Origin of the sequence: Roseovarius carneus (assembly GCF_020141465.1) — a bacterium.
In the GTDB taxonomy this organism is placed as follows: Bacteria; Pseudomonadota; Alphaproteobacteria; order Rhodobacterales; family Rhodobacteraceae; genus Roseovarius; species Roseovarius carneus.
Window position 1 is genome coordinate 1,477,325 of the sequence record NZ_JAHSPD010000001.1, and the last position, 15,378, is coordinate 1,492,702.

16 protein-coding genes are annotated in these 15,378 nt (G+C 62.0%); 10 read left to right on the forward strand and 6 right to left on the reverse strand.

Annotation, left to right across the window (positions count from 1 at the left end; translation table 11 throughout):
* Window positions 1-4: 4 nt before the first annotated feature.
* The 3 genes from KUD11_RS07425 to KUD11_RS07435 all read left to right on the forward strand — a co-directional run bounded on the left by KUD11_RS07425 (window position 5) and on the right by KUD11_RS07435 (window position 1,483).
* Window positions 5-295, forward strand: coding sequence for an SCP2 sterol-binding domain-containing protein (locus KUD11_RS07425; RefSeq protein WP_109385274.1), 291 nt, complete (start codon window positions 5-7; stop codon window positions 293-295).
* 84 nt (window positions 296-379) lie between these two features.
* Entirely contained in the window at window positions 380-955 is a 576-nt protein-coding gene (locus KUD11_RS07430) for a DUF4384 domain-containing protein (RefSeq protein ID WP_109385273.1), read from the forward strand.
* Between the two features lie 48 nt (window positions 956-1,003).
* Window positions 1,004-1,483, forward strand: a complete 480-nt coding sequence (locus KUD11_RS07435) for a hypothetical protein (protein ID WP_109385272.1) — start codon at window positions 1,004-1,006, stop codon at window positions 1,481-1,483.
* Between the two features lie 158 nt (window positions 1,484-1,641).
* Here the strand turns inward: KUD11_RS07435 and KUD11_RS07440 are convergent, their stop codons facing one another.
* A complete protein-coding gene (locus KUD11_RS07440; RefSeq protein ID WP_181375283.1) occupies window positions 1,642-2,892 on the reverse strand; it encodes a UbiH/UbiF/VisC/COQ6 family ubiquinone biosynthesis hydroxylase in 1,251 nt (416 codons plus the stop codon).
* Between the two features lie 61 nt (window positions 2,893-2,953).
* Here KUD11_RS07440 and KUD11_RS07445 point away from each other — a divergent pair, with 61 nt between their 5' ends.
* From KUD11_RS07445 to KUD11_RS07460, 4 genes are all read left to right on the forward strand, one after another.
* Window positions 2,954-4,282: an amidase gene (locus tag KUD11_RS07445; RefSeq protein WP_109385271.1), complete on the forward strand. Its 1,329-nt coding sequence runs from the start codon at window positions 2,954-2,956 to the stop codon at window positions 4,280-4,282.
* A gap of 158 nt (window positions 4,283-4,440) precedes the next feature.
* On the forward strand, window positions 4,441-5,616 hold the full coding sequence (locus KUD11_RS07450) for an aminotransferase class I/II-fold pyridoxal phosphate-dependent enzyme (RefSeq protein WP_109385270.1): 1,176 nt from the start codon (window positions 4,441-4,443) through the stop codon (window positions 5,614-5,616).
* Between the two features lie 14 nt (window positions 5,617-5,630).
* Window positions 5,631-8,612 (forward strand): DNA translocase FtsK, encoded by a 2,982-nt coding sequence (locus KUD11_RS07455; RefSeq protein ID WP_109385269.1) that lies wholly within the window; start codon window positions 5,631-5,633, stop codon window positions 8,610-8,612.
* A 137-nt stretch (window positions 8,613-8,749) separates the two neighbouring features.
* Window positions 8,750-9,355: a LolA family protein gene (locus KUD11_RS07460; RefSeq protein WP_109385268.1), complete on the forward strand. Its 606-nt coding sequence runs from the start codon at window positions 8,750-8,752 to the stop codon at window positions 9,353-9,355.
* An 18-nt stretch (window positions 9,356-9,373) separates the two neighbouring features.
* On the opposite strand, the gene KUD11_RS07465 is transcribed toward KUD11_RS07460, so the two are convergent.
* Together KUD11_RS07465 and KUD11_RS07470 are read right to left on the reverse strand one after the other, a co-directional pair.
* On the reverse strand, window positions 9,374-9,961 hold the full coding sequence (locus KUD11_RS07465; protein WP_109385267.1) for a transglycosylase SLT domain-containing protein: 588 nt from the start codon (window positions 9,959-9,961) through the stop codon (window positions 9,374-9,376).
* Window positions 9,962-10,032: 71 nt separating this feature from the next.
* On the reverse strand, window positions 10,033-10,914 hold the full coding sequence (locus tag KUD11_RS07470) for an AEC family transporter (RefSeq protein ID WP_109385266.1): 882 nt from the start codon (window positions 10,912-10,914) through the stop codon (window positions 10,033-10,035).
* 85 nt (window positions 10,915-10,999) lie between these two features.
* Between KUD11_RS07470 and hspQ the strand changes: the two genes are divergently transcribed.
* Window positions 11,000-11,326, forward strand: coding sequence for a heat shock protein HspQ (gene hspQ, locus KUD11_RS07475; protein WP_109385265.1), 327 nt, complete (start codon window positions 11,000-11,002; stop codon window positions 11,324-11,326).
* Window positions 11,327-11,378: 52 nt separating this feature from the next.
* Here the strand turns inward: hspQ and KUD11_RS07480 are convergent, their stop codons facing one another.
* The 3 genes from KUD11_RS07480 to KUD11_RS07490 form a co-directional block, all read right to left on the reverse strand.
* On the reverse strand, window positions 11,379-12,953 hold the full coding sequence (locus KUD11_RS07480; RefSeq protein WP_109385264.1) for a gamma-glutamyltransferase family protein: 1,575 nt from the start codon (window positions 12,951-12,953) through the stop codon (window positions 11,379-11,381).
* Between the two features lie 323 nt (window positions 12,954-13,276).
* Window positions 13,277-13,732: an ATP-binding protein gene (locus KUD11_RS07485; protein WP_181375282.1), complete on the reverse strand. Its 456-nt coding sequence runs from the start codon at window positions 13,730-13,732 to the stop codon at window positions 13,277-13,279.
* A gap of 44 nt (window positions 13,733-13,776) precedes the next feature.
* Window positions 13,777-14,115, reverse strand: coding sequence for an STAS domain-containing protein (locus KUD11_RS07490; RefSeq protein WP_109385262.1), 339 nt, complete (start codon window positions 14,113-14,115; stop codon window positions 13,777-13,779).
* Window positions 14,116-14,231: 116 nt separating this feature from the next.
* Here KUD11_RS07490 and KUD11_RS07495 point away from each other — a divergent pair, with 116 nt between their 5' ends.
* Together KUD11_RS07495 and KUD11_RS07500 are read left to right on the forward strand one after the other, a co-directional pair.
* A complete protein-coding gene (locus KUD11_RS07495; protein WP_109385261.1) occupies window positions 14,232-14,684 on the forward strand; it encodes a GAF domain-containing protein in 453 nt (150 codons plus the stop codon).
* A gap of 94 nt (window positions 14,685-14,778) precedes the next feature.
* Entirely contained in the window at window positions 14,779-15,351 is a 573-nt protein-coding gene (locus KUD11_RS07500) for a helix-turn-helix domain-containing protein (protein WP_109385260.1), read from the forward strand.
* The last annotated feature ends 27 nt before the right edge of the window (window positions 15,352-15,378 follow it).

The following is a 15,378-nucleotide window of genomic DNA, read 5'->3' on the forward strand; positions in this document are numbered from 1 at the left end:
CACAATGAGCGATTTGATTGCAGATTATGTGGCCCGGCTCGCGCCCAAGGCGGAAGGGACCATTCGCGGGACTGCAAAGCTGGTGGTGGAGGGCGAAGGGTCCGTCATGCTGGATGCGGATGGCGCATGCGAAGGCGACGGGCCAGCAGATGTGACGCTCACCGCGACGGACGCGGTGTTGCGCGCCATTCTCTCGGGCGACCAGAACCCGGTGATGGCCTTCATGTCGGGCAAGCTGAAAGTTGATGGCGGCACGCAGCGCGCCCTTAAGGTCAGCGCAATCCTTACGGGCTGAGCTTTGCCGGTCCCGGATTGAGCCGCGTGGGCAAGCCGCGTAAGGTCGGGGCGGACGGGCATTTGGCCCTGAGGACCCGGCGCAATGTTCAAACCCTTCTTTTTCGCAATAATGGCCACTTGTCTGAGCGTGCCCGCGCAGGCAAGCGCCGATGCGCTTGAACAGATGCGCGCCCTTGGACTGGGGCCTAATGGCGTGAGCATTGAACTGCTTGTGGTGGACGCGCAGGATACGAGCGCTGCGGCTAATGCTGTGCTAAAGCCCGGCGATCGCATCGCCTTTGCGCTCAGCGGGGTCGAGGGTGCAGCGTTGTTTATCCTCAACATGGATGCGGCGGGGGCGGTGCAGATGATCTACCCCAACCGCTTTGCCCCGAGGCCGGGTCCGCAGCCCGACACGCTGGCCTTGATCCCTGCTGAGGGCGCGGATTACGTGCTGGAGGTGAGCGGGGAGCCAGGCCCTGAGGTGATCAAACTCTTCGCTCTGGACGCGGACGCGGCGGCGTTCAACGCGTTGATGAGCACGCTTTTTGATCGCAGTGCTGCCTTTCCATCCGCCAAGGGCAGCGCCGAGGACGTGCTGCAAGCGCTGACGCGGTTTGTCTCCGAGACTGGCGCGGGTCTGCGGACTGCGACCCTTGATTATAGGGTCGAGAGATAGAAGAATGATCGCGCGTCCTGTCACGCGCCTGTTTTTGGAGTATGCGCCATGATCCATATCCGCTCCTTTCGCCGGGTCGCGGGGGTCGCCGTGGCGTCCGTGCTCCTTGCGGGCTGTGCAGCAGATACGCCCCAACCCGCCCGATCCGGCGCAGCGGCACAAGGGGCCGTGCCACAAGCCGCCCCAAGCGCCACGCGCCCGAAGCAAGCGGAGCGCATACCTTTGGCGGCACCTGTAACTTTGGCGGTCAGCGCCACCTATCTTGAGCGGATTATGATCCCTATTGGATCGGAATTGACCCTCCGGGCCGAGACAGTGAGCGGAATGCCCGCCATCACGCGGATCAAAACGATGAGCGGCCCACCCTATGACATATCGGTCTCCATTCCGAGCGGTGCAGAGGCCTATCCGATGACCGTGACCGCGACGCTGAATGCGACAATCGGGCATGTCCTGTCGGGGAGCGTGGTTTTGGACGCAGTGCCGGGCGGCGCGGTGGAGATTGTGATGAGAACGCAGGCGCAATGAGCGAAGGAACTGTGTTACGCAGGGCAGAACGCGCCCTATTCCAACATCGAAGCGCAGCATGGGCATTTGGCACTGCAAAAGGCGATCTTGGATGCGTTGATGGATTTTGAGGGGATAGCGGTAAAGGATACGGGCGTGCAGTAGAGCGCGCTTTGGCCCTAGCGCATCAACGCGGGCAAATCCCCGGTGAGGCCCGCCGCCTCGCGCATGATCTTGCGGCGCAGGCCCGGCACGGCATTGATCGCGCCCATCCCCAGATCACGACCCAGACGCAGAAGGGGATTGTCGTTGGAAAAGAGACGGTTGGACGCATCGGTGGTGAGCGCAAGCGTAGCCACGTCAAAGCGCCGCCAGCGCGCATAACGTGCCAGCACATCGGCGCGCGCAATGTCCTCGCCGCGCATCCGCGCTTCGCTCAGAACTTGGGTGAGGGCGGCCACATCGCGCAAACCTGCGTTGAGGCCTTGGCCCGCGACAGGATGCACACCGTGGGCCGCATCGCCCACCAACGCCACACGCTTGGCCACAAAGGCGGTCGCGATGCTGAGGCTAAGGGGGTAGGTGTAGCGCTTTCCGGCCAAGGAGATATCGCCCAGAAAATCGCCGAACCGCGGGCGCAGAACGTGCAGGAAATCTGCATCGTCAAGCGCCGCGAAGCGCGCGGCGGTCTCGTCCGTCTCGCTCCAGACTATGGAGGACATATTGCCGGGCAGGGGCAGGATCGCCAGCGGGCCGGGGGGCATGAAGAACTGATGCGCGATGCCGTGATGCGGTTTCGCGTGGGCAATGGCCACGACCAGCGCGGTCTGACCATACCCCCATCCGGTGCGCGTGATGCCTGCCCGCTCCGCAGTGCCGGAGCCACGCCCATCGCTGCCGACAATGAGTTGCGCCTCGATCTCAGCGCCCGACGCAAGGGTGAGGCGGGCGGGGCCATTTGTGTTCTGAGCCACAACCTGGTCGTTTGAAATCAGGGTGATGCGGGGCTCTGCCTTCGCCGCATCCAGAAATGCACGGCGCAGGATACGGTCCTCGCACATATGGCCCATCGGGCCTTCCTCAAGCTCTGTATGGTCGAAATGCAGATAGAATTGCGACAGCGGTCCCATGCCTGCGCGCCCGTCACTCACCTTGATCTCCAGCATGGGCTGCGTGCGATCCGCGATACCCTCCCATATGCCAATTGCGTTCAGCAACCGGGTGGAGGCGTGAGCCAGCGCATAGGAGCGGCCATCAAAGGCCGCGTTCTTGCGCACAGGTTCGGGCAGGGCGTCGATGACGGTCACGTCAAAGCCAGCCTGAGCGAGGGCAAGGGCCAGCGCGGGGCCGTTCAGCCCGCCTCCGACAATGGCGATATCAGTCTTTGTGCTCATAAGGCTCAATATGATTGGGCGGGCGGGATTGTCCATGCGCCGCGCGGTCGCTACCGTGATTTTTCAATGGATTTTGCGATAGGTCAGGAGAGATGTGATGGACGCATGGCTGAAGATGAGCGCGGCGGAGCTGGGCCGGGGCATCGGCACGGGCGAGATTGACACGGCGGCACTGACCGAGACGTATCTCGCGGCGATGGCCGCGCATCCTGACACGGCGCGCATCTATAGCGCGGTCACGGCAGAGCGGGCGCGGTCCGAGGCGGCGGCGGCGGCAGAGCGCGCGGCGCTGGGCCAGAGGCGCGGGCTGTTGGACGGTGTGCCAGTGAGTTGGAAGGATCTTTTCGATAGCGCAGGCGTGGAGACGGCGGCAGGCTCGCGCTTGCTCTCGGGCCGGGTGCCTGCGCGGGACGCGGAGGTTTTGCAGGCGGCCACGGCGGCGGGGCTCGTGTGCCTTGGCAAGACGCATATGAGCGAGCTTGCGTTTTCGGGCCTTGGCCTCAACCCGATGACGGCCACGCCGCCTTGCGTGAACGATGCAGGCGCGGTGCCGGGCGGCTCCAGCAGCGGGGCGGCGGCGAGCGTGGCCTTCGGCCTCGCGGCGGCAGGGATTGGCAGCGACACGGGTGGCTCGGTCCGCATCCCGGCGGCGTGGAACGATCTGGTGGGGCTGAAGACCACGTCGGGGCGGGTGTCGCTCAAAGGCGCTGTGCCGTTGGCCGCGCGGTTCGATACGGTGGGGCCTTTGTGCCGGACTGTGGAGGATGCAGCGCTTTTGCTTGGCGCTTTGGAGGGCAGGCGCGGGCCGGATCTGCGCGGGGCGCATTTGCGCGGCATGCGCTTTGGCGTTCTGCAAACGGTGGCATGGGACGATATGCGCGCCGAACCCGGTGCCGCATTTGAGGCCGCCGCCGCACGGCTTTCGGAGGCAGGTGCTTTGGTGGAGCCGTTTGATGCGGCAGAAGTGGCCGAGGCGATGCCTCTGTCGCCCACGCTCTTTTCCGGTGAGGCTTATGGCACGTGGCGCGACGTGATCGAGGCCGCGCCCGAGAAGATGTATCCGGCCATTCTGGAGCGGTTTCGCGGCGGGCGCGATGTGGGGGCCGCCGATTTCGTGGCGGCGTGGCAGAAGCTGGAGGCCCTCAGAGCGGTCTGGCATGCGCGTGTGGCGCGGTATGATGCGGTGCTCATGCCAACTGCGCCGATCTTGCCGCCCGACGCGGCGCGCCTGCAAAATGATGCGGGCTATTATGTGACCGAGAACCTTCTGGCGCTGCGCAACACACGGATTGGCAACCTTCTGGGGCTGAGCGCGATCAGCCTTCCGACGGGTGTGCGAAGCTGCGGGATCATGTTCTGCGGGGCGCCGATGGGCGAAGAGCGGTTGCTTCGGGTGGCCAAGGCAGCGGAGAGCGCTTTGCAGTAACCCACTGGATTTGAGTATTTTTCCTAAGAAGAAGCCGAATTTGCCAAAAATGCCACAATGGGCTGTGCCTCGGGACCTTTTGCTGGACGCCCGGCAGGCATTTGAGTAGTTTTGTCACAAACGGGGCGCTTATGATCCCGAACCTTGAGGCAGTATAGATGTTTCCCGAGCGGTTTTCGAACCTTCCGGCTTATGCGTTCCCGCGTTTGCGCGCTCTTTTGGACGTGCATGAAGCGGGTGGTGAAGCCGTTCACATGACGATTGGCGAGCCGCGGCACGCTTTTCCACCTTGGGTGATGGATGTGATCGCTGGGGCGTCGCATGAATTTGCGCGCTATCCTGAGAATGATGGCACGGCGGAGCTTCGGGGTGCGATTTGCGATTGGGCTGGGCGGCGTTACGGCGTGCAACTTGATGCGGGGCGCAATGTGTTGCCGCTCAACGGGACACGCGAGGGGCTTTACAACGCTATGATGGCGCTCTGCCCTGAGACCAAGGGCGGGGTGCCTGTCGTGCTGATCCCGAACCCGTTTTATCAGGTCTATATGGTGGCCGCGCTAAGCGTAGGCGCGGAGCCTGTGTTTGTGCCTGCGACGGCTGAGACTGGGTTTATGCCCGATTACATGAGCCTGCCTGAGGATGTGCTCAATCGGGTGGCGGTGGCTTATCTGTGCTCGCCCAGCAACCCGCAAGGGGCCGTGGCGCCCGAGAGCTATTGGCGCGATCTGATCGGCTTGGCTGAGCGCTATGATTTCAAGATTTTCGCTGATGAGTGTTATTCGGAGATTTACCGCGATGCACCGCCCGTTGGCGCATTGGAGGTAGCGGCCAAGATGCGCGCGGACCCTGAGCGGGTTTTGGCGTTTCACAGCCTGTCCAAACGCTCAAACCTGCCGGGGCTGCGCAGCGGGTCTGCTATTGGTGGGCTGAAAAGCATCGCGCGGATGAAGCAATTGCGCGCCTATGCGGGCGCGCCTTTGCCGATGCCGCTGCAACGTGCGGCGGAGGCGGTTTGGGCCGATGAGGCGCATGTGGTTGAGAACCGTGCGCTTTACGGTGCGAAATACGCGGCAGCTGATGAGATATTGGCCGGTGTGCCGGGATATCAAGGCCCGGAGGCGGGGTTTTTCCTCTGGCTGCCGGTGAAAGATGGCGAAGAGGCCGCCTTGCGGCTTTGGCGACAAACCGGCGTGCGGGTCCTTCCGGGCGCGTATCTGAGCCAAGACACAGATCAGGGCAATCCTGGCAAAGCATATATCCGGGTCGCCATGGTGGCCCCAATAGATGAGATGGCGCGCGGGCTCACAGCCTTGCGCGACTGTCTTTATAATTGAGAACGAGGGACGAGATGGCATATCAGACACGCGGGCGCGATCCGCTTTTGGACAGCAACATGGCCGAGGCGATTGAAAAGCGCGGCAAGGAGCTTTTGGGCCTTGGCCTTCTGGGTCTGGCCGCAGTGCTTGCTGCGGTCTTTGCCACCTACAGCCCTGATGATCCCAGCTGGCTGATGGCGGTGGACACTCCGGCGCAGAATTTCTTGGGTCAGACCGGGGCGACGATTGCCGCCACGCTCTTTATGGTTGTGGGGTGGGGCGCGTGGGGCGTGCCTTTGGTCTTGGCCGCTTGGGGCGTTCGCTTCTTGCTGCACCGGGGGCAGGAACGGGCCGCCGCCCGGTTGATTTTTGCGCCGATCTGGATTGCGGTTGTGTCTCTTTATGCAGCGTCGCTCACACCGGGGGCCGAGTGGTATGCCACCCATAGCTTTGGGCTGGGTGGTATTTTTGGTGATACGGTGTTGGGCGCTTTGTTAGGTATTTTGCCGATTGGGGCGGCGGCTGGGCTCAAGCTCTTGTCGTTGATTATGGGCGCCGGGATGCTGGTCTTTGGGGCCTTTGTGATGGGGTTTGAACGTAGCGAGATCTCGCGCATATTCCGCTTCCTGCTCGTTGGGGTGATCATGACCTATTCGATGGTTATGGGTCTTGCTGCGCAGGGCAGCGCGCGCGCCGCAGATGCAGCACAAGCCGCCCGTGCGCGCCGCGCCGCGCGTGCCGAAGAGCCCGCCTTGGCGGCAGCCTCCCGCCGCGCCATCGACATTGTCCCCCCACGGATGAGCCGCAGCGCAGGGGCCACAGTGATCGAAGAGACAGGTCCCGCCGTGGCCCTCACCCACGCAACCCCGGTTGCGGTATCTTCTGAGAAAACAGGTCTTTTGGCGCGGATGCCGTCGCTTATGCGCAAGCCCGAGCCGATGCCTGAGCCTGAATTGGTGGAGCAGCCGACCTCCGATTATCAGGGCGAGGCGCCGGGCGCGGACCGGATCAAGGACAAGATCGCGGATGCAATCAAAAGCCGCGTGCGCCAGAACACGGCTGTGCAATCAGCCTATGCCGCGCCGCTGACCAAGGGGCGCGGGCGTGGCCCAACCCCGCTTGTGCTCAACACCAGCGCACCAAGCAAACTGTCGGCAGAGTCGGCCCTGAGTGCGGGTTTTGCTCTGCCGCCTGAGCCGCCTTTGACCTCTATGCGTCTCAACGTGCCAAGCGCGCCTGCCCCGCAAGCCGGGCAATGGGCGAGCGAGGTATCCGCCTATGCCCCGGCAGAGGTGCCAGAGGATATCGACAACGTGTTTGAGGATGCATGGGACGCGCCCGAACCCGCGCCTGAGCCTGAGCCAATGCGCATGGCCGCCCCCCGTATCCCAATCCCCGAGCCGCGCAAAGTGGTGCAGCACGCGCCCCGCAAGGTGCCCGCACCCTCCACGCGCGCCAAGGCCGAAGCGCAGCCCGCCCTGCAATTTGAGGACAAGGCGCAGACCTATTACGAGCTGCCCCCCCTCAACCTTCTGTCCAGCCCTGAGGCAGCCCCGCAGCAGCATCTCAGCGACGATGCGTTGGAGGAAAATGCCCGGATGCTGGAATCCGTGCTCGATGATTATGGCGTCAAAGGCGATATCGTCAGCGTCCGGCCCGGACCCGTCGTCACCATGTATGAGCTGGAGCCCGCCCCCGGTCTCAAGGCGAGCCGCGTCATCGGTCTGGCCGATGATATTGCGCGGTCGATGTCGGCCCTGTCTGCGCGGGTCTCGACCGTGCCGGGACGCAGTGTGATCGGGATCGAGCTTCCCAATGATCACCGCGAGATGGTCGTGCTGCGCGAGATCCTCGCCACACGTGATTTTGGCGATGGCACGCAGAAACTGCCCCTCGCGTTGGGCAAGGATATCGGCGGCGATGCTATGGTCGCGGATCTGGCCAAGATGCCCCACCTTTTGATTGCCGGGACCACGGGGTCGGGCAAGTCGGTGGCGATCAACACGATGATCCTCAGCCTGCTTTACAAGCTGACACCGGAAGAGTGCCGGATGATCATGATCGACCCCAAGATGCTGGAACTCAGCGTCTATGATGGGATTCCGCACCTGCTCAGCCCCGTTGTGACCGACCCCAAGAAGGCCGTTGTGGCGCTGAAATGGACCGTGGCGGAGATGGAAGAGCGCTATCGCAAGATGTCTAAGATGGGCGTGCGCAATATCGGCGGCTATAATGGCCGTGTGGCGGATGCTTTAGGTAAGGGCGAAATGTTCAGCCGCACCGTGCAGACGGGGTTTGACGACAACACCGGCGAGCCAGTGTTTGAGACCGAAGAGTTCGCACCCGAAAAGATGCCCTATATCGTCGTCATCGTCGATGAGATGGCGGACCTGATGATGGTTGCGGGCAAGGAGATCGAGGCCTGTATTCAGCGCCTCGCACAGATGGCGCGCGCGTCTGGTATCCACATCATCATGGCCACGCAGCGCCCGTCGGTCGATGTCATCACTGGCACGATCAAGGCCAACTTCCCCACCCGGATCAGCTTTCAGGTGACCTCCAAAGTCGATAGCCGGACCATTCTGGGCGAAATGGGGGCCGAGCAACTCTTGGGCATGGGCGATATGCTCTACATGGCGGGCGGCGCGAAGATCACCCGCTGCCACGGACCTTTCGTGAGCGACGAAGAGGTGGAAGAGGTCGTCAACAACCTCAAAGCCTACGGCCCGCCCCAATATCTGAGCGGCGTAGTCGAAGGGCCTGATGACGACAAGGCAAGCAATATCGACGCGGTTCTGGGCCTCGCGTCCGAGGGCGATGGCGAGAACGAGCTTTACGACAAGGCCGTCTACATCGCGATCACGGACCGCAAATGCTCCACCTCCTATATTCAGCGCAAGCTGGCCATCGGCTATAACAAGGCCGCGCGCCTTGTGGAGCAGATGGAGGAAGAGGGCGTCGTCAGTGCGGCCAACCATGTGGGCAAACGTGAAATTCTGGTGCCTGAGCAATAGGCGCATTGATGCCGGCAAGGCGTGTCTGTGCCTTGATCTTCGGGTGGTGGGCGCTGATATGACAGGGGCTGTTATCGCATAACAGTGCCTGGGTCTGTTAGATTTGGCGGGCCATGTTCATCCAAGGAAGACCGCCCATGAGAATCGCCCACTTTCTGACCGCCGCCGCCCTCAGCGTGTCTTTGGCCCTGCCTGTGCAGGCCGAGAAACTGTCGCTTGACGTGTTGTCCGGCTATCTCAACGGTCTCAACAGTGCCTCTGGCGCGTTCACGCAAGTGAATGACGATGGCACGATCAGCACCGGGCGCATCCTGATCAAGCGGCCGGGGCGGGTGCGGTTTGAATATGCGCCGCCCGACGCGACATTGGTGGTTGCCGATGGCGACACTGTGGGCATCATTGACGCCAAATCAAACGAGGGGCCGCAGGGTTACCCGCTGCACCGCACGCCTTTGTCGATCATTCTCGCGCGTAATGTGGACCTCAACCGTGCCCGCATGGTTACCGGCCATGCCTCGGACGGGACCACGACGACTGTGCGTGCGCAGGACCCGGAAAACCCCGAATATGGCAGCATTGATCTGGTCTTTACCGGCAACCCGGTGCAATTGCGCCAATGGGTGATCAACGATGGCAGCGGCAGCCGCACCACTGTGATCCTTGGGGATCTTGAGGTCGGCGTGCAGCTCTCGGACGATAATTTCGTTATTCCGGGGCTTGAGGGCGCGCGGATCGACCGCTGATCGGTCGATCCGGCTTGTTTAGCGGCGGCAGCGTCTGAGCTGTGCTTGATAATTCGCGGCCCGTGTCTCGACTGTTCCGGCAACACGCACCAGCCACGCTTTGCTGTTGTAGCTGCCGCGCGAGAAGCCTGTACGGCCCTCGTGATAGGCCAGATACTGATTACGCGCATCGGTCATTGGGATGCCAAGCTGATCGCGGCTTTTGGCCATGTACCAGCCCATGAAATCGACAGCATCACCGATGTTGTCACGCCGTGCGCGGAAACTGTTGGTTTCCTGAACATACTCGTCCCATGTCCCGTCCAGCGCCTGAGAATACCCAAAGGCAGAGCTTTGCCGCCCCATCGGGATCACGCCAAGCGTATAGCGGAAGGGCGTGCGCGCGTCTGACACGAACTTGCTCTCTTGGTAAATCGTGGCCATCTGAACGTGCACAGGCACGCCCCAGCGCCGCTCGGCGGCACGGAAGGCGCGGGAATATCCGGGCCGTTCACTCAATATGGCGCAAGCGTCATCCAGATTGTTGGGTGCGGTGCCATAACCGCCCGTGCGGCCGCAGGCGGCCATCAACACCAATAGGATCGCTGCGCGAAGCTTTCTGCTCATCTGCCTCTCGCTCTTCTTTTTTCCCTATATTAGCGGATTTGCTCGCGTGGGGGAATCCCGAAATTGAGGCGTCAGAGAAGGACCGCCAAAAGTGCCGGCAACAAGAGCACGGACATCAGGGTCGAGACCACGACAAGCCCTGCAACCGCATCCGAATCGCCGCCGTATTTCTCGGACAGAAGGTAGGATGTGACGGCCACGGGCGTTGCGATTTGCAGCACGAGCACGGCATGCGCCACCGGATCGAGATCAAACCAAAGCCCGGCACCCCAAGCGAGCCCTACGCAAAGTGCGGCTTTCACCCCCGAGAGCCCCACGGCCAGCCAGAGCCGTCCGGGCGCCAACCGCGCGACCGCCACGCCAAGCGTGATCAGCATCATGGGGATCGCCATTTGCCCGATCAGATCCAGCGCATTGGTCAAAAAGCGCGGCGTCTCCCAGCCCTGCCAGAGGAACAACCCGCCCAGAAGCGTGCCAGCCACCAAAGGCTCCCGCAGCACTTTGAGGATGGAACCGCCCCCGGATACCAGCCAGATCCCAAAGGTGAACGACCATATCGCCATGATCGCAAACACAACCACCGCATAGCTGAGACCGATATCGCCGAACGCGAAAAGCGCCAGCGGCAGACCCAGATTGCCCGTGTTGCCAAAGATTAGCGGTGCGGCGTAAGTCTGCCGCTCAAGCTGAAGCAGCCAAACCAGCGCGAGCATCACGACCGTGACCGCGCCGTAAGCGGCGACCGAGGCCAATGACAACGCCGTCAGCGCCTCAGGCTCGATATCGGCCTGCATCAGCGCCACGAAGATCAGACAGGGCACCGAAAGCGTCATCGCGATGCGGGTGACGAAGGCCACGGAGTACTCAAATCCGAGTTTCACCCAGACAAACCCGACTGCGGCGAGCATGAAGACAGGGGCGGTGATCTCAAGAACTGTTATTGCGAGGTTCACAGACTGTTTCCCGCCTATTGTGCTATCAGGGTTGGACAAATCCCACTTGAACCCTTTAATGTCACCCCTTAGGGGCTGCAATGACATGATTAAGACACGCGCGAAATATAACCTCGGCCAAGTGGTCAAGCACAAGAAGCACCCGTTTCGCGGCGTGGTTTTTGATGTGGATCCAGAGTTTGCCAACACGGATGAGTGGTATTCCTCGATCCCCGAGGACAGCCGCCCGGTCAAGGATCAGCCGTTTTATCATTTGTTGGCCGAGAATGATCAAAGCTATTATGTCGCCTATGTGTCGGAGCAGAACCTTGTCGCTGACTATTCCGGTCAGCCGGTCGAGCATCCTGACATACCGGATCTCTTTGGTCCGTTCGAGGACGGGCTTTATCCGCTGCATTTTCAACTCAACTGAAGTCCGCCGCCTCATAGGCGGCGTTTTCCTTGAGATGTATGGCGTGCGTGGGTCAATACCCCAAAGCGCACCCATCCTTGCGTGGATCAGACGCGCCTTCCAGCACCCCGTCTGGCCGGATCACGATTGCCTGTGCGCCGCCAAGCGGCTCGTCCGGGATGACCACATCATGGCCCATCTCGGCAAGCTCCGCACGCACGGCGTCCGAATAGCCCCGCTCCACTTTCAGCTGACCCCCATCGGCAAAGCTGCGCGGCGCGTCGATGGCGCTTTGCGGGTCTTGCCCGAAATCCATGAGGTTGGTGACAAACCGGGCATGGCCAGCGGGCTGATACCCGCCGCCCATGACGCCGAAGGGCACGAGGCTCCCGCCACCCTCCAGCATGCCGGGGATGATCGTGTGCATGGGGCGCCGCCCGCCTTGCAATTCGTTGGGATGGCCCTCTTCCAGCGTGAAGCCCGCGCCGCGATTTTGCAGCAAAATGCCAAATTTCTCCGAGGCGATGCCGGACCCGAACCCATGAAAGATCGAATAGATGAGCGACACGGCCATACCGTCGCGGTCCACGCAGGCGATATAGATCGTGTCCTTGTGGATCGCCTCGCTTAGCGGGGCGGGGGCGGCCATCGCGCGTTTGGGATCAATGAGCGCGGCAAGGCGGCGGGCGCTGTCGGTGCTCAGCATGAATTCCATGCGCGCGGTGCGGTCCGGGTCGCCTATGATGCGGTTGCGCGCGTCATAGGCCAGCTTGGTCGCTTCGGCCTCGATATGCACGCGGGCAGCACTCCGCGGGTCCATCGCCGCAAGGTCAAATTCCTTAAGCATATTCAGCATCAAGATCGCAGTTGCCCCTTGCCCGTTTGCGCCGTGCTCGGTCAGGGTCTGGCCTTTGTAGCCACCGCTGACGGGGGCGCTGGGCATACCCGTTTGGCGGGCAAAATCGTCGGCCGTGTGGACGCCGCCTGCCTCTGTCAGGGCGGCCAGCATGTCGTCGGCCACTTCGCCTGCGTAAAACGCATCGCGGCCCTGGGCCGCGATCCGGCGCAAGACCTCTGCCTGTCCGGGTGCGCGGAACAGCGTGCCGGGTGCGGGCGGTGTGCCCCAAGGGAGAAAGTGGCGCTTTGCGTGACCTTTGAGAATATCCGCATCAGTGATCCAGTCACGGGCCACGCGCGGAGCGACGGGCACGCCTGCCTCCGCATAATGGATCGTGGGGGCGAGAAGTGCGTCTAAGCCCAAGCGGCCATGGCTCTCGCTCAGTTGGCAAAACGCGTCGATGGCGCCGGGGATTGTGACCGCATCTGCGCCGTAGACGGGCACGGTTGTCTCGCCGCGTGCGCGCAGGGCGGCAGCGTTGGCGGCAGCGGGGGCGGCACCTGATCCGTTGAACGCCTCTATCGCGCCTGCGCCGGGGCGCCGGACGAGCACAAAGCAATCGCCACCGATCCCGGTCATTTGCGGTTCGCAAATCCCCAAAAGGACCGCACCCGCAATGGCCGCATCCATCGCCGTGCCGCCGCGCAACAGGATATCCACCGCCGCCCCTGCGGCCAGAGGGTGCGATGTGGCGCACATGCCATTGCTTGCATAAACGGGTGAGCGGCCGGGGAGGTGGAAATCGCGCATCTGCTGGGCTCCTGAACGAGACTGTCCGAGTGTCCTACGCCAGCATGCCGGGATTGCCAATAATGTTGGGGGATAAGGTAGACCTCGACGCCGCGCACTGGGTGGGGGCTGTTAAACGCGGCGCCGAGGGAAGCCGTATGCAGCTACAAGTCCGTGTATGATCCTGCACTCGGGCGGTAGTGCGGTAAAATTTGGGCAAGTTTGGGGCATTTTGGCTTCTGGCTTCTGGCTTCTGTGTGAGTGTGGGCCAAAAGGTGCGGTATGAGATGCAATGTTTTTCGAGATCACGGCCCGCAGATTGCACAGGTTGCATTGGCGCGCGCTCAGCCGTGTGTAAAAGGCAGGCGGATATGCACGTGGTTTGCGCCGTTCTCGCGTGTGTAGGTTAGCCGATCTGACAGCGTGCGGATCAAGAACCAGCCGAACCCGCCTTCCGGCAATTCCGCGCGCGGGCCGACCAGCGTGGGCAATTGCCCTGTGGGCAGGCTCAGCCCAGGCATCGGTTCTCCCTGATCGGTCAGGTCGAACTCGCAACCCTCTGGCGTGAGGCGCAGCTTCAGCAACGCTGTGTCGCGGGCCTCGCCGTGATATGCGTGTTCGGCCACATTATTCATGACTTCGGCCAAAGTGATTTCAGCCGTGCCGCAGAAATCTTCATCGAGGCCCATTGTTGCGAGCCACGCGCGCATGCTTTGCAAAACGCGGCGCACGCCCTGTTCTGACGTCTCATAGGTGAAAGTCACGGAGCGATCCTTGCCCAGCCCGGATGCAGAGTTCAAATCACCGCCCGCTTTGCCTTGCATGTGTTGCCCCAACCGTCTCTTTACCCTGCTTTGGCGTGTGGCAGGGCATCAAGGCTATCATGTATCCGAAAGATCGAATCCATCCGCGTCAGGCGGAAAACCTTTGCCACATCCGGGGTAAGTGACGCGATATCCAGCTGTTGGCCAGCGCCGAGTTGTTTCATTGACGCCACGACAGCGCCGAGCCCGCTCGAATCGATAAACCCGACATGGCCGAGATCTAGAACGATGGTGCCAACGGCGGTGTCTGTGGCGGCGCGCATCGCGTCCTTGAACTGAATCGCCGCTACCGAATCAATGCGGGTTGCGTTGACGGTGATGATGGTGAAGTGGCCCGATACTGTGCTCGACAGGTCCATGATTGCTCCATGTGCTAGATTATCTCGGCAATGACTCTAGACCTCATTCGTTACCATTCGGTAAGGACACATAACCGCCGCCAGTTTCGGCAACCGTTAGAATAAAGGCCCTGACCATGCGCATCGACTACACTCAAATCGCCAAAACCCTTGCCTCACTGACCGAGGGTGAAGACGATCAGGTCGCCCTCATGGCGACTATGGTGTGCGAGCTTCATCACGCCGATGACCGTTTTGACTGGACCGGGTTCTACCGCGTGACCGGGCCCGAAATGCTCAAGATCGGCCCCTATCAGGGCAGCCACGGATGCTTGAAAATCCCCTTCTCGCGCGGGGTCTGCGGGGCGGCTGCGCGCAGCGGGATGGTGCAGTTGGTGGATGATGTGCATGCCTTCGAAGGTCATATCGCCTGCGCCAGCTCCACCCTCTCCGAGATCGTGCTGCCGGTGCATGACGCCTCGGGTGCGCTGATCGCCGTTCTCGATATCGACAGTGATCAGCCCGGCGCCTTCACCGAGGCCGATGCCGAGGGGTTGAGCAGGCTTTTGCGGCAGACGTTCTGTCGCTAGCGTATTGTCGCGATGTGGCGTGAAAAAATGTTTGATATTTTCATAGAATCAACGCAACGTGAAAATTGCTCCGTAATTTTCACAGGCGCTGCGCGTGCATCAAACCACCATCCCCGAGACACGCACATTGGGCGCGGACCTTCGCGCCCTGCGCAAATCGCGCGGCATCACGCTGAGCGATCTGGCCGAGGCGCTGGGCCGGTCGGTGGGGTGGCTCAGCCAAGTGGAGCGTGACCTCTCCACCCCCTCGGTCAGTGATCTGCATGAAATTTCAGCGGCTATGGGTGTGCAGACATCGCTGCTGTTCGGCCATGCCCCCGCCCCTGCGGAGGAGGCGGGCTATATCGTGCGCCGCGGCGCGCGCAGGCCGATCGGGGCGGATGTTGAAGGGTTGACCGAGGAGCTTCTTTCCCCGGATTTGACGGATGATTTCGAGGTCGTCCACTCCACCTTCGCCCCGCACAGCGCCGTCCCCGCGGCCAAATCGCGCCCAACGCAGGAGGTGGGGTATATCCTGTCTGGACAGCTCGACCTGCGGATTGGCGAGCGTGCCTTTACCGTTGGCCCCGGCGACAGCTTTCGCATCCGGGGCGAGCTGCATGAATGGGCCAACCCTTACGATATCCCCTGCGTGGCCCTTTGGGTCATTGCCCCGCCGGTTTATTGAGCTGTCCATGCGCGCGCACCCTTTTCC